Annotated in this window: 12 protein-coding genes; 7 read left to right on the plus strand and 5 right to left on the minus strand. The window is 41.7% G+C overall.

Annotated elements, in window-relative coordinates; translation table 11 throughout:
• Positions 1-6 precede the first annotated feature (6 nt).
• The 4 genes from NQU59_RS17440 to NQU59_RS17455 form a co-directional block, all read right to left on the minus strand.
• Entirely contained in the window at positions 7-1,431 is a 1,425-nt protein-coding gene (locus NQU59_RS17440; protein WP_257064242.1) for a phosphomannomutase/phosphoglucomutase, read from the minus strand.
• Positions 1,432-1,623: 192 nt separating this feature from the next.
• On the minus strand, positions 1,624-2,076 hold the full coding sequence (dut, locus tag NQU59_RS17445) for a dUTP diphosphatase (RefSeq protein WP_257064244.1): 453 nt from the start codon (positions 2,074-2,076) through the stop codon (positions 1,624-1,626).
• Positions 2,077-2,099: 23 nt separating this feature from the next.
• Positions 2,100-4,139, minus strand: a complete 2,040-nt coding sequence (locus tag NQU59_RS17450) for a UvrD-helicase domain-containing protein (RefSeq protein WP_043973799.1) — start codon at positions 4,137-4,139, stop codon at positions 2,100-2,102.
• 198 nt (positions 4,140-4,337) lie between these two features.
• Positions 4,338-4,994, minus strand: a complete 657-nt coding sequence (locus NQU59_RS17455; protein WP_005239214.1) for an OmpA family protein — start codon at positions 4,992-4,994, stop codon at positions 4,338-4,340.
• Between the two features lie 391 nt (positions 4,995-5,385).
• Between NQU59_RS17455 and NQU59_RS17460 the strand changes: the two genes are divergently transcribed.
• The 6 genes from NQU59_RS17460 to NQU59_RS17485 all read left to right on the plus strand — a co-directional run bounded on the left by NQU59_RS17460 (position 5,386) and on the right by NQU59_RS17485 (position 9,793).
• Positions 5,386-6,303: an acyltransferase gene (locus NQU59_RS17460; protein WP_043973802.1), complete on the plus strand. Its 918-nt coding sequence runs from the start codon at positions 5,386-5,388 to the stop codon at positions 6,301-6,303.
• A gap of 24 nt (positions 6,304-6,327) precedes the next feature.
• A complete protein-coding gene (locus NQU59_RS17465) occupies positions 6,328-7,386 on the plus strand; it encodes a hypothetical protein (RefSeq protein ID WP_005239219.1) in 1,059 nt (352 codons plus the stop codon).
• A gap of 116 nt (positions 7,387-7,502) precedes the next feature.
• The gene (minC, locus tag NQU59_RS17470) at positions 7,503-8,222 is read left to right on the plus strand and encodes a septum site-determining protein MinC (RefSeq protein WP_005239221.1); all 720 of its coding nucleotides are present in this window, start codon (positions 7,503-7,505) and stop codon (positions 8,220-8,222) included.
• Between the two features lie 72 nt (positions 8,223-8,294).
• Positions 8,295-9,107 carry a septum site-determining protein MinD gene (minD, locus tag NQU59_RS17475; protein WP_005239223.1) on the plus strand — a complete coding sequence of 271 codons (813 nt, stop codon included), beginning with the start codon at positions 8,295-8,297 and terminating at the stop codon, positions 9,105-9,107.
• A gap of 2 nt (positions 9,108-9,109) precedes the next feature.
• Positions 9,110-9,382, plus strand: coding sequence for a cell division topological specificity factor MinE (gene minE, locus NQU59_RS17480; RefSeq protein WP_004655180.1), 273 nt, complete (start codon positions 9,110-9,112; stop codon positions 9,380-9,382).
• 123 nt (positions 9,383-9,505) lie between these two features.
• Complete coding sequence (locus NQU59_RS17485) at positions 9,506-9,793, plus strand: PA4642 family protein (protein WP_005239225.1); 288 nt, start codon at positions 9,506-9,508, stop codon at positions 9,791-9,793.
• A gap of 67 nt (positions 9,794-9,860) precedes the next feature.
• On the opposite strand, the gene NQU59_RS17490 is transcribed toward NQU59_RS17485, so the two are convergent.
• Complete coding sequence (locus NQU59_RS17490) at positions 9,861-12,932, minus strand: DNA translocase FtsK (RefSeq protein WP_043973808.1); 3,072 nt, start codon at positions 12,930-12,932, stop codon at positions 9,861-9,863.
• 252 nt (positions 12,933-13,184) lie between these two features.
• Between NQU59_RS17490 and trxB the strand changes: the two genes are divergently transcribed.
• Positions 13,185-14,135, plus strand: a complete 951-nt coding sequence (gene trxB, locus NQU59_RS17495) for a thioredoxin-disulfide reductase (protein WP_005239227.1) — start codon at positions 13,185-13,187, stop codon at positions 14,133-14,135.
• The last annotated feature ends 70 nt before the right edge of the window (positions 14,136-14,205 follow it).

The raw sequence follows: 14,205 nt of genomic DNA on the forward strand, positions 1-14,205 counted from the left end.
CTCTCCTTATTCGGTCTGTGCGAGTTCTTGGGCAATCTGTGGATATTGGTCTTGTAGCATAACAACAAATTTCTGACGAATTTCAATTAATCGGTTTTGATTATCTGCATCAAAACGGACGGTAAAATATTCGCCAGTATTGGATGCTCGAATAATGCCAAATCCATCGTCAAAATCAAGTCTTACCCCATCAATTTTACTTAAGCGTGCCCCTAAACCATGACTTAAGATTGAAATATCATTTAAAACCTGATGAGGATTGGCATCATGGGTATTGATATAAGTATCTTCCGTACAGCAGCGTTCTGGATAGCCGCTTAACAGCTCAGATAGGCTGGATGCACCAGATTGAGTCAGATATTCCATCACCCGCAATGCTGCATAAAGTCCATCATCATAGCCAAAGCCACGTCCATCATTAAAGACATAATGACCAGCATATTCACCACCAAATACTGCCGCACCTTTGGATTGAGACAAATAGGTACGCAGGAAACTACTCCCTGTACGAATCATTTTAGCTCGCCCTTCCAAGCGCTGTACCGTATCCGCAACTAAACGGGAGCACTTCACATCAAATACGATTTCTTTATGTGGATGTTGCTGTAAACACATTTGTGCAAATAAAGACAATAAACGATCAGGACTTATAATATGTGCATTTTCATCCAGTAAAACCACCCGATCACCGTCACCATCCAAAGCAATGCCGATATCTGCTTTTTCAGCAAGAATGGCAGCCTGTAACTTGGTTAAATGCTCAGCATGTGACGGATCTGGTGCATGATCCGGAAAATGCCCATTGGCATCGCAACGCAACGCAATTACCGTACAACCCAGTTTTTCCAAAACCAGCTTGGCACAACGCCCTGCTGAACCGTTCAATCCATCTAAGACTACTTTTAATGGACGCGCTAGCTGAATATCAGTCAGTAAGGAATGTTGATACTGTAAACAATATTCAGGAACAATATGGTGTGCTGTATTTTCTAAACAGAAAATATTATCATTTTGTATTAATGCGATTTGTGCAAACTGTCCAACTTGTTGAATGGTTTCTGGTGTTGGCGGTTCACCTTGTAAAATCCACTTAATACCATTATCAGACTTCGGATTATGGCTGGCTGTCACCATAATACCGTTACCACCAAAATCACGAGCAATAAAATACATCATGGGTGTGGAACAACAGCCAATATTGATCACGTGTAATCCTTGCCGCTCAAATATCTGCTGAATGATATTGGCATAAGCGGGACTGCTTAACCGTGCGTCATAACCAATGACAACCTGCGTCTGTTCAGCATTTTTATATTGTGATGCCAAAGCGTAGGCAATCGAGCAAATAATATTGGGCGTTAAATTACTTAGCTTTCCGCGAATATCGTAGGCACGGAAAATATTCAGAGGAAATGTATGTTGTATATTCACTGCAAGCCCCTATTTTTATAATCTTTTGATCCATATAAAACGCAGAACTATTAAGAAATTAATTCCTCTTTTTCAGAAAAATTAAAATAATGAATCAGCTGCTTTGTAATATATATCGGAGCAACAATCAATATGAAAAATGCAACGTTTTTCAGCAAAACATTGCATTTAAAATGATAATGACTAAAAAGCTTACTGTTTTCCAGTGTGACCAAAACCACCCGCACCACGCTCAGTTGCCACAAATTCATTTACTTGTTCAAACTCAGCCTGAACGACAGGAACCAATACATATTGTGCTAAACGTTCACCTGGCTCTAAACGGAAGGTATTCCGACCACGGTTCCAGACTGAAACCATCAACTCACCTTGATAATCAGAATCAATCAGACCAACCAAGTTACCTAATACAATACCATGTTTATGGCCTAGCCCTGAGCGAGGTAAAATCAAACCCGCAAAATTTGGATCTTCAATATAAATCGCCAAGCCAGTTTTTACTAAAACAGTTTCACCGGCAGCAATTTCAATCGCTTCATCTAAACATGCACGCAAATCGAGACCTGCTGAACCCGTCGTTGCATAGGAAGGCAAAGCCCACTCTTGACCTAAACGTGCATCTAATACTTTAACTTGGACTTTCATTACAACTTCCTACTTACAATCTATTAACGTTTCAATAATGCTTTTAAATTGGCGAGATACTGCTGTGCCTGCTCTTTTGGATCAACATTCGGCGCCAATTTCTTTTTACGGCCATGCCATTCCAAATCATCTTGTGGCATCTCATCCAAGAAACGGCTTGGCGTCATTTGACGCATTTGCCCACCATTCTTACGCTGCTCCGCCAAGGTTAGAGTCAAGCCCTGACGTGCGCGGGTAATGCCTACATACATCAAACGGCGCTCTTCTTCGATGGTTTCCGATGCAATCGAGTTTTTATGTGGAAGTAGTTCCTCTTCCAAACCGATCATATAAACATACGGAAACTCTAACCCTTTTGCTGCGTGTAGGGTTAATAAATTCACCTTATCGGTGTCTTCTTCTTCCTGTTGTTGCTCAAGCATATCCAGCAACACCAACTTACGAATCACACTCTCGATGTTTTTCTCATCCACATCATCGGTACGATTGAGTAGATTTTGAATACTGCTATATAAACTTTCGATACTGTCGAGTTTGGTTTTTTCCTGCGCAGGTGTAGCGGCCTGTTCACGGATATAATCGATATAGCCTGCTTCATTGATCATTTGACGCACTTTCGGCATCGGCTCATCGTCATCCAGCAGCTCACGCGTAAAGGTTGCGATAAAATCAGCAAACTCATGTAATTGTGTGGCAGCTTTCTTTGGCAACACCATGCTTAAGCGCTGATCTGAAGATGCGGTTAATAAAGACAAGGTATTTTCTTGGGCAAATAAACCGAGTTTTTCTAAAGTGACAGGGCCAATTGCACGTTTGGGTGTATTAATAATACGCAAGAATGCACTGTCATCTTCCGGGTTAATGATCAGGCGTAAATAACTCATCACGTCTTTAATTTCAGCGCGTGCGAAGAATGACTGGCCACCAGACAATTTATACGGGATCTGCATCTGACGCAGCTGCGTCTCGATTACACGTGCTTGGAAGTTCCCCCGATACAACACTGCATAATCTTTCCAGTTTTTACCATTCATTAACTTATGCGTAATCAGGTCTTTCACTACGCGTTCTGCTTCATCGTCATCATTTAGACAGGTAATGACCCGAATAGTTTCACCATGCCCTTTATCACTCCACAATTTCTTATCGAAGATATGCGGATTATTTTCAATTACGGCATTGGCTGCTTTTAAGATACGACTGGTTGAACGATAGTTTTGCTCAAGTTTAATGACTTTGAGATTATGGAAGTCATCCTTCAATAAAGCCATATTTTCAGGCTTTGCCCCACGCCATGCATAAATCGACTGGTCATCATCACCTACGGCGGTGAACTGCCCCATCACGCCAACTAACAGCTTCACCAAGGTATATTGCGCAGTATTGGTATCCTGATATTCATCGACCAGTAAATAGCGAACACGGTTTTGCCATTTGTCACGTACTTCAGCATTTTCCTGCAGCAAACGGGTTGGCATCACGATCAAGTCATCAAAATCTACTGCGTTATAGGCACGTAAATTTCGCTCATAAAGCTGATAAAGATGCGCGAACTGTACATCTTCAACCGTTTCACAGGTTGAATGGGCTTGTTCAGGCACAACCAAGTCGTTTTTCCAATCTGAAATTTTCTTCATGGCCTTAGCAAGAAGCTCTTTGCTCTCCGCCCCCGATAAATTATCGCGTTGCATCAAATCCATCAGAATGCGTTTGCAGTCATCGGCATCTAAAATAGAGAAATTATTTTTAAGTGGTAAATGTTTTAATTCCAGACGCAATAAATTCAAACCAAAAGTATGGAAAGTCGAAACAGAAAGCCCTTTTGCTTCTTCACGTGACAGCAGTTTCCCCACACGTTCCTTCATTTCTCGTGCAGCTTTATTGGTAAAAGTCATTGCCGTAATACGATAGGCTGGAATCCCACATTGCTGCACCAGAAAAGCAACTTTTCGGGTGATTACAGAAGTTTTACCTGAACCAGCACCTGCAAGTACCAACAATGGCCCCTGAACATATTTCATTGCTTCAAGTTGCTTGTCATTGAGTTGACTGGCAGATGACATGGGTTATACCTCTCTCGTTTCCGAGCCTGATTTTTCGAGCACAATTATAGACATCTCTGTTTTATAATCCCAATAGTAAATCTAGGGATATGTATAAATTATGATGTTTCAATTTTATAATCACGACATAGCTTGTCGTAAGTTTTAGCATGCCATAAAAAAACCACCCGAAGGTGGTTTTTTAGAAATCAGTAAAAATTACTGTTTCGCATAAATGCTGATTTCTACACGACGGTTTTGCTCTTTACCAGCAGCAGTTGTGTTTGATGCGATTGGGTTTGCTGAACCTAAACCTTGAGCATCAATACGGCTACCAGAAATACCTTGACCTGCTAAATAGTTTTTAACAGATTGAGCACGTGCTTGAGATAATGGAAGGTTGATTGAATCATTACCTGTGTTATCGGTATAACCCGTTACAAGGATCGCACTCTTGTTATCTTCAGCTAAAGTTTGTGCTACTTTGTTTAAAGTACCGTAAAAATTAGGTTTGATGTTTGATTTGTTGGTATCAAAGGTGATGCTACCAGGCATAATGAGCTGAACAGAACCATCTGGATTACGGCCAACTTCTACACCTGTACCAGCCATTTGTTCACGTAACTTTTTCTCTTTATTATCAAGATATAAGCCACTTGCACCGCCAAGAACCGCACCAATTGCCATCGCACGGTTATTTTGCGAACTGCTACCGTTACCAATACCTTTAGAAATACCGTAACCTAAGGCTGTACCAAGTACTGCGCCCATTGCAGCTTTGTCATATTCAAAACCGTTACCGCCATTTCCCGTAGTTTGGCAACCAGAAAGAACCAAACCAGCCCCTACGAGTGTTGAAATTACTAATGCACGCATTGCGTAGCTCCTGTCTATGTATTTTGTTGTCTGGACAAATAATGAATGAGAAAATTCAGCTAGACCATTGATATTTTGTTAATAATAAACAGTTTATTTGTATTTTTGTAATATTTTGATGCATTTTACTTGATTGCAGCAACACAATTTCTCCAATATTAATCAGATCTCACTCTTAAAGACAAATTGAGACATATATCACAAAACAAAAATCGTTTGAATTTTAAATATGACATTATATTTCAAGTTGCCCTTTCATTTATTGAAATCAGCTTATCGGGTGAATATATAAAAAATGTCAATATCTTAAAATATACAGTTGTATTTCAACATCTGTTGTTTATAGTTGGAACATCTCTTTTTTCAAACATATGCACTCAAGGCTGAATTTATGGCTACCGTGAATAAAAAAGCATCCCTATTGCAAAAAGTCAGTAAAGGATTAACCGTTAGTTCAGTAATTACTGGAAGTACCTTTTTTCATGGTCCACCTGTACTTGCTTTAGGTTTAACCAAATTATTCAAAAAATCTGCAAAAGTCGATGAAACCAACATTCAAATTACCAACAGTTGGTTAGGGGTTAACAACTGGTTAATTGACCATGTATTGCCCGATTTACACTGGGACATCAGTATTGATGAGCAGCTCGATCTTAATTTACAAGGTCGATATATGATGATCTGTAATCATCAAAGTTGGGTAGATACCACCGTGAATCAGTATTTTGGCCTAACCCGCATGCCCTTGACGCGTTTCTTTACCAAGTGGGAACTAATTTTTATTCCATTTGTAGGCCAAGCGTTCAAAATCTTGGGCTTCCCGATGATGAAACGTCATAGCAAAGAACAGATTGCCCAAAATCCAGAACTAAAATCGCGTGATATGCTGGAAGCACGTAAAGCCTGTGAACAATTACTCAGCCAGCCATTTACTTTATTAAACTATTTAGAAGGCACTCGATTTACCCCTGAAAAACATGCTGCACAGCAATCCCCTTTCCAAAATCTGCTCAAACCTAAAGCAGGTGGTTTAGCCTTGGCGCTTAATATTCTGGGTGATCAAATTGATGCCCTCGTCGATATGACCATTGTTTATCCTGACGGTGCACCAGGTTATGGTGAGTTTTGGCTTGGAGATGTCTCCCGTATTGCGGTAGATTTACGTAAAATCGATATTCCCGAATGGGTCATTGGCGGCAATTATGAAGATGATCCTATTTATCGTGAACGCTTCCAAAAATGGGTTGATCAGATCTGGACAGAAAAGGACCAGCTGATTACACAAATGAAAGCCAAGTATCATCAATAATCTCTTCAGGGATTGAGCACAAACATGACCGAGCAAGACTCAGGAAAAAACTCTAAATATAGCTATGTTAATCCGAACAGCCCGTTCTTTAAGCTGTTTTTGGTCTATGACATTTTCATGGTTTTTATTATTGTTTTCAATTTGTTCTGCTTAGGCATGAACTTTTTCCTGATGAGCAATATCGGCGCCTGGTTTTTTAATACCATTCATTTGGCCAATGTGCTTGAGTTCTATCGAACCCATTTACATCCGTGGGTCATTACCACAGAGGCCTGGTTCATTATCTTCTTGATTGTAGAACTCGGCGTACGTTGGTTTTTATCAATTGTACAAAAGCATCATGCGCGATGGTGGTTTTTCCCTTTTGTACATTGGTACGAGATTATTGCGATTATTCCGCATTTACGTTTTTTACGATTATTTCGGGCTGGGATTATTGCTTATCGTTTGCATGAACTAGGGTATAAAGTGATCCCCGAGGGGATGCGCACCAAAGCTATTTTCTATTATCGCGTGGTGATGGAAGAGCTATCTGACCGTGTTGTCATCACGGTGATCGATGGCGTTCGACATGAGCTTGAAACCAGTTCCAGTCATAAAAAAATTATTCATGATTTAGTTGACCATCATCGCCAGCTCTTTACAGTAACGCTTGCCTCAATGTTACAAGAGTCGCTTGCCAGTGCTTTGCAACAGCAACAACCAATGATTACTCAAAAAGTTGGTGTCATTGTTAACCAAGCCATTGAAGACACCCCTGAGCTAACACAATTGTTGCGTTTGATTCCAATCGTAGGTGGAAAAATCGAACAACAAATTCAAAGCATTGGTCAACGCTTAGGAGAAAATATTAGTGCTGGTCTGATTGAACCATTTACAGCAGGTTCAACAGAAAGACCCAATGAGAATTATCAGTTGATTGCGCAAAAAGTGAGTGAGTTAAATATCGACAATCAATATCTGGAAGAACTGGTTGAGTCTGTGGTCTATGAAAGCCTAGAAGCCATTCGAAAACAGGTCAAAGTCAAACAATGGCAGCAAACTTTGCAAGAATCTGATCAATTGGATAAAAAAGCGGAATGATTACAAGAAAAATTACCAATCAAGCTAGAGAATTGGTGTAATTTGTTCTAGCATTTGCTTTTATTTACAACTGCTTTAACACAATAGAGCGCTTAAAAAGCCCTGAAGGATAAATTATGGCTGACATACGGATTACGGGCAGAATGGTCAATTTTAGTCGACTGACTTTCGACACCAATGACCATAATGCAATCCGCCAGCAACTTAGCAATACCCTGAACGAAGGTTCTTATACTGGAACATTGGTCATTATCGACAGTACTGTTGAACAAGAACTGATTGCGCTCATTCAACTGCTCATTGATTTAGGCCTACAGCCAATGGCCGTTATTGATGGTATTTTGGGTGATGAAGCTCGTGCAATTCAATTCCCTGTACTACCAACAGATCAGCCCTTGCAGCGTATCAAAGCATCAAAAGAGCAAGTGGTTGAGCATGCGCCTGCAAAAACAGCAGATAACTCTGCAATACAAACACCACAAAAAAACACATCGAATGCGTATATCACCTCTTATCATGATGAGATTTTGCGTACAGGCCAATGTTTGGTACAAGATCAAGGCGATATCATCTTAAATGCCGGCATGAATAGTGGATCAGAGGTCATTGCATCTGGAAATATTCACATTTATGGCAACGCTCGTGGTAGAGTCATTGCAGGTGCAGGTGGGCAAGCTGCGGCACGTATTTTCTGCCACTCGCTAGAAGCAGAATTAATTTCGATTGCAGGGACCTATTGTGTTGCAGATGATATTCCCAAAGATATGATCAAAAAGCCTGTACATATTTATTTAAATAACAAGCAAGAACTTGAATTTGAAGCCTTGCAGTTTTAATTTATTTAATTGAGTTTTAAGCACCAAATAAGCCCTTTTAGGGGCGTATGACCATAAATAGGAGTGGATTCGGTGGCCAAAATTGTTGTCGTAACGTCAGGCAAAGGTGGTGTAGGTAAAACTACAACAAGCGCATCTTTTGCAACAGGTTTAGCCCTACGTGGTCATAAAACTGTTGTGATTGATTTCGATGTAGGTTTACGTAATCTAGATTTGATTATGGGCTGCGAACGCCGCGTTGTTTATGATTTCGTCAATGTCATTAATAATGAAGCACGCTTACAACAAGCGCTGATCCGTGATAAAGATATTGAAAACTTATACATTCTCCCTGCATCACAAACTCGTGATAAAGATGCCTTGAGTGATGAGGGTGTTGCACGTGTGATTGATGAACTTTCTCAAGAGTTTGACTACATCATCTGTGACTCGCCAGCGGGGATTGAACGCGGTGCGATTTTAGCCATGTATCATGCGGATGAGGCAATCATTGTCACTAACCCAGAAATTTCATCAGTTCGTGACTCAGACCGCATTATTGGTATGCTCGACAGCAAAACCAAAAAAGTTGAGCAAAATGAAGGACGTATCCGTAAGCATTTATGTATCACTCGTTTTAACCCAGAACGTGCTGATAAACAAGAAATGTTGACGATCGATGATATTTCAAAAGATATTTTACGTGTGCCGACATTAGGGGTTATTCCTGAGTGCCCAAGCGTACTCCAAGCATCAAACGAAGGTAAGCCAGTGATTCTTTATTCAGAAGCAAAAGCTGGTCAGGCTTATGATGACTTAGTGGCTCGCTTCCTTGGTGAAGACCGTCCTTATCGACACATTGCAGTACAGCCAAAAGGTTGGTTAGCTAGACTATTTGGAGCGTAATTATGGCAGGATTCTGGAGTAAACTTTTTAGCAGTGATGAAAAACCATCAAGTGCACAAACTGCCAAAGATCGTTTAAAGGTCATTGTTGCCTCTGAGCAAGGTTTAGGTCGTCGCCTAGGCCAAGACAAAATCGACCAGATGAAGAAAGAAATCATGCAGGTGGTGAGTCGTTATGTTCGTGGTGTGGATGAACAGCATATTCAAATGCAGGTTCGTTCAGAAGCAAATATCGAAATGTTAGAAATGAATATCAATTTACCTGAAGATCGATAGAAGTTTTTTCATTAGCGATTTCTCGCAAATAAAGGCAAAATACGCGGGTGGATCAGGAAAGCATGGCTTTCCTCCACTTCAAGGATTTTGCCTTTATTATTTTATAAGACTGAGGAGATTGTCATGGCATTATCACAGCCAGCAACTTTCAATGAAGAATGGTCAGATGAGCGTGTGTTTGCCTACCTTAACCAACTTCCTCCCACTGGCGTCAATGCTGACTTTCACGTGCTTTATCATGCCTTCAAACATATGCGCCCAAATGACTATGAGCGCTTAATTACTCAGTTTTTGGCCGATGGCCGTAACTTGAATGCCACCAACCCAGAAGGTCAGCGCATTCATGATGTGATTGCACAGTTCCCACGTCAAAAAGATGGTTTCCTAGAAGTATTGGCAAAATTTGCTTAATGACTTAAAAAATAAAGCCATAAAAAAGCCTCTAATCATAGAGGCTTTTTTATTAGATCACTGCTGATTAAACCAGAATATCCCGTTTACCATTGGCGCCCATTGAGCTGACAATGCCATTCTCTTCCATCTGGTCAATAATGCGCGCCGCACGGTTATAACCCAAGCTAAATTTACGCTGCAGCGACGAGGTGGATGCCTTACGGGTTTCCAGCACAAAGGAAACACATTGGTCATATAACGCATCACGGCTTGGGTCACCATCGCCATCTTCAAAGCCACGAGAAGTTGGCTCTTCATCAAATGGTGTCAGGATCTCATCGACATAATCAGGCTCACCACGTTCACGCCAAGCATCACAAATACGGTTGACTTCATCATCACTAATAAATGCACCATGGACACGCTCAGGCTCGATTTTACCCGGCCCCAAGAACAACATATCACCATGACCGAGCAAGTCTTCCGCGCCACCTGCGTCGAGAATGGTGCGCGAGTCAATTTTACTGTTTACGCGTAAAGCAACGCGGGTTGGAATATTGGCTTTAATCAAACCTGTAATCACGTCAACCGAAGGACGCTGTGTTGCAAGCAGTAAGTGAATTCCTGCTGCACGCGATTTCTGTGCCAAACGGGTAATCATTTCTTCGGCTTTTTTACCGACCTGCATGATCATGTCGGCAAACTCATCCGCAACAATTACAATCGATGGTAATGGCGCCAAACGCGGTGCACGCTCACCCACAACAGAATCACTGGCTTTCCATGTAGGATCAATTAAATCCTCACCATTGGCAATCGCCTCTTCGACCTTACGGTTATAGTCACTGAGTTTACGAATTTTCAGGAATGACATCAGTTTATAACGGCGTTCCATCTCATTCACACACCAGTTTAATGCACTGACCGCATCTTTCATGTCAGTGACTACAGGCGTTAATAAGTGTGGAATATCGTTATAGTTAGCCAATTCGAGCTGTTTCGGATCAATTAGAATCAAACGTAACTGATCAGGTGTGTACTTCAATAACATCGAAAGGATCATCGAGTTGACTGCAACCGACTTACCAGAACCTGTGGTCCCTGCAACCAGCATATGTGGCGCTTTACCGAGGTCAGTAATGACAGGATTACCTGAGATGTCTTTACCCATCGCCATAGAGAGCAAACCCGCAGGGTCTTCAAAAGCTGGCGTTTTCAATAACTCAATCAACCGCACCATTTCACGGCTACTATTTGGTACTTCAATTCCGATATATGGTTTTCCTGCAATCACTTCAACCACACGAACAGATGCCATCGACATTGAACGTGCCAGATCGCGTGAAATATTGGTCACTTTAGAGGCTTTTACACCCGGTGCAAGATCGAGTTCAAAGCGTGTTACGACTGGTCCCGGCTGAGCTTCGACTACCTGCGCCTTCACATTAAACTCTTGTAGTTTAATCTCTAAAAGCTCAGAAAGGCGCGCGAGTTGCTCAGCGGTAAAATTGACCTTTTTATTTGGATCAACTTCATCCAGCAATTCCAGACCCGGTAAAGTCGGTAGATCACGGCGTTTTTGCGCGACTTGCATGGCGCGTGACATTGGACGACCAAACGCATCCGTTAACGGAGCATCTAGATCAAAATCTTCTTCGAGATCTAAATCCGTATCTGGATCTGCTTTACCCGCCGTTTCCTGCCATGCTTCGATAAAGGCTTCTTTAGACAAGGTTTCTTTCGGCGCAGCGACCTCAATCGGTGCTTTTACAAAAGCAGAGGATTGGGCATAACTGCTACTACGAGGAGATGCTTGTTCGCGCTCTTCCTCCACCATAAGATCACGAAAGTCATCTCTATCCTGTTCAGCAGTGCCGTGCGTTTCTTCTGCAACAGGATGGATTGTATTTTGTGCTGGAGCAATATAAGGCTGCTGAGCTACAGGTCGTGCAGACTCGGTGATAAGTGCTTCGATATCTGATTCAAATTCAATATCATCCCCACGCGGAGAAGGATGAGATGGAGGCTCTTGCGTAAACGGCGTATGTAAATCTGTTGCTGTCTTACTATTCGGTACAGCAGCCAATAACTCATCAAAGATTTGGTCATCGTTCCAATCTAGATGACTATGATTGGCTGTTTGAGCTGTTGCTACATGTGCAGCAGGCGCTGTGAACTGGGCAGAATCATCTGCAGCTCTCAACAATGCATCAATCTCTTGTTTATGGCTGGCATCATCACGCTGTAAGGCACGCCATACTTCACCCGTTTGAACCAGACGTTGACTTTCATTTTCAAACTGATGTGCACGTTGTAAGGTCTGTTCAAACGCGTCTTCTTGCGGAGCTATTTGAGCTTGGGTACTGCCCTGTTGTTCTTTCGCAACCACATCAGCAAATAATTTTTCCGCCATCAACTGATGATGTGAATCATCAATTTTAATCAGTTTTGCCTGAACCTGATTGGCTTTAGGCGCATCCATCTCTGGTGCAGAGTCCGAGTCTTTTACTGCTTTATTTTTGATTGCTGCTGTTTCAGAAGCTGCCAGTTGCTCGGTCAGATCATACGCAGACTCATGCTGAGGTACATTTTTATAGAATAAATCTTGTAGATAAGCAGGTGTATTTTTCAATGTTGCCCAAGTTTTGTTCCACTGAATCCCAAAAGCCAAGGTCAATAATAAAATACTAAACGCGAGTAAGAACAAGGTTGCACCATAAATGGTCAACAAATGCGATAAGCTTTGCCCCAATTCATAACCAATGATCCCCCCTGCCGCATTATCCAAAGTATCTGCGGGTGTATTCCAATGCAGATACAACAAGCTGGAAATTGAAAGAATCAAGAAAAACTGAGCTGCATAACGAAATGGACGATTGAGAAAACTTCTCGGCCACCACACTTGAATGGCTTCAATAAACAAGAAAATCGGGATAAGTAAACTCGCCCACCCCAGAAAACCGAACAGTAAATCTGCGATCCAAGCACCCGCTACACCGCTGGCGTTTGAGACCTGTTGGGTATCACTGGAAATATGCATCCAGCCCGGATCAAACGGTGTATAGGTTACTGTGGCAAGAAATAAATAAATGCCAAAAGAAATCAAAAATAATGTCATTAAAAAGCGTTGTGCATAAACACTTGACACCGCAGTCATATACAGTCCTGTAACCCAATTCGTTATTTGTTGGTATCTTTTAAGGTCTAAATTACCTTAATCAATAAGTTTTATATTATGCACTCGTTCTTACAAAAAAGATGCACGATTGTTTACTGTTGTTGTTAACATCCTGCACGGATATAGTTCAATTCGATTGAGTTAATCAATATTATCCCGATCGATTTACCCCACTCCCCGCTGGATTCACGTATAATTTTAGCAGTTTCAATATAAAAAGGATGTTCTTTAATGAGCGCTCGTCACTCACGATTAATTATTTTGGGTTCTGGTCCTGCAGGCTATAGCGCAGCAGTATATGCAGCACGTGCTAACCTCAAGCCAACACTGATTGCAGGTTTGCAACTCGGTGGTCAATTAACAACGACCACTGAAGTTGACAACTGGCCAGGTGACCCAGAAGGATTAACGGGGCCTGTACTAATGGAACGTATGCAAGCTCATGCGGAACGTTTCGGTACAGAAATCGTCTACGATCATATCAATGAAGTAGATCTTAACACTCGCCCATTCGTGCTCAAAGGCGATATGGAAGAGTACACATGTGATGCGCTAATTATTGCAACAGGTGCGACAGCACAGTATTTAGGTCTTGAGTCAGAAGCCGCATTTATGGGGCAAGGTGTGAGCGCATGTGCAACCTGTGATGGCTTCTTCTACAAGAACCAGAATGTCATGGTTGTCGGTGGAGGTAATACAGCCGTTGAAGAAGCACTGTATCTTTCTAATATTGCAGCGCATGTCACACTGGTTCATCGTCGTGACAGCTTACGTTCAGAAAAGATTTTGCAAGATCATCTTTTCGCCAAAGAAAAAGAAGGCAAAATCAGCATTATCTGGAACCATCAAGTCGATGAAGTCTTGGGGGACAAAACTGGCGTAACGGCTGTTCGCATTAAATCTACCCAAGATGCAAGCACGCAGGATGTTCAAGTTCAAGGCTTGTTTGTTGCGATTGGACATAAACCGAATACTGGCATGTTTGAAGGTCAATTAAATCTACGGGATGGTTATATTCAGGTACATAGCGGTACTGCGGGTAATGCCACTGCGGCCTCTGTTGAAGGTGTTTTTGCTGCGGGTGATGTTGCTGATAGTATCTACCGTCAGGCCATTACTTCTGCAGGATCAGGCTGTATGGCGGCTTTAGATGCAGAGAAATATCTCGATAATCTAAACTAATTAGGCCAATATCGAAAAACCACCAATCTTTGGTGGTTTTTTTATGCAACTATCCATACAATCAAAAAAT

This window comes from Acinetobacter colistiniresistens (genome assembly GCF_024582815.1).
Classification (GTDB): Bacteria; Pseudomonadota; Gammaproteobacteria; order Pseudomonadales; family Moraxellaceae; genus Acinetobacter.

Bases quoted from the DNA above. Each gene is read 5' to 3' on its own strand.
- NQU59_RS17450 (WP_043973799.1), bottom strand. From the start codon at position 4,139: ATGTCATCTGCCAGTCAACTCAATGACAAGCAACTTGAAGCAATGAAA.
- NQU59_RS17455 (WP_005239214.1), bottom strand. From the start codon at position 4,994: ATGCGTGCATTAGTAATTTCAACACTCGTAGGGGCTGGTTTGGTTCTT.
- NQU59_RS17465 (WP_005239219.1), top strand. From the start codon at position 6,328: ATGACCGAGCAAGACTCAGGAAAAAACTCTAAATATAGCTATGTTAAT.
- NQU59_RS17485 (WP_005239225.1), top strand. From the start codon at position 9,506: ATGGCATTATCACAGCCAGCAACTTTCAATGAAGAATGGTCAGATGAG.
- NQU59_RS17460 (WP_043973802.1), top strand. From the start codon at position 5,386: ATGGCTACCGTGAATAAAAAAGCATCCCTATTGCAAAAAGTCAGTAAA.
- minE (WP_004655180.1), top strand. From the start codon at position 9,110: ATGGCAGGATTCTGGAGTAAACTTTTTAGCAGTGATGAAAAACCATCA.
- dut (WP_257064244.1), bottom strand. From the start codon at position 2,076: ATGAAAGTCCAAGTTAAAGTATTAGATGCACGTTTAGGTCAAGAGTGG.
- NQU59_RS17490 (WP_043973808.1), bottom strand. From the start codon at position 12,932: ATGACTGCGGTGTCAAGTGTTTATGCACAACGCTTTTTAATGACATTA.
- minC (WP_005239221.1), top strand. From the start codon at position 7,503: ATGGCTGACATACGGATTACGGGCAGAATGGTCAATTTTAGTCGACTG.
- trxB (WP_005239227.1), top strand. From the start codon at position 13,185: ATGAGCGCTCGTCACTCACGATTAATTATTTTGGGTTCTGGTCCTGCA.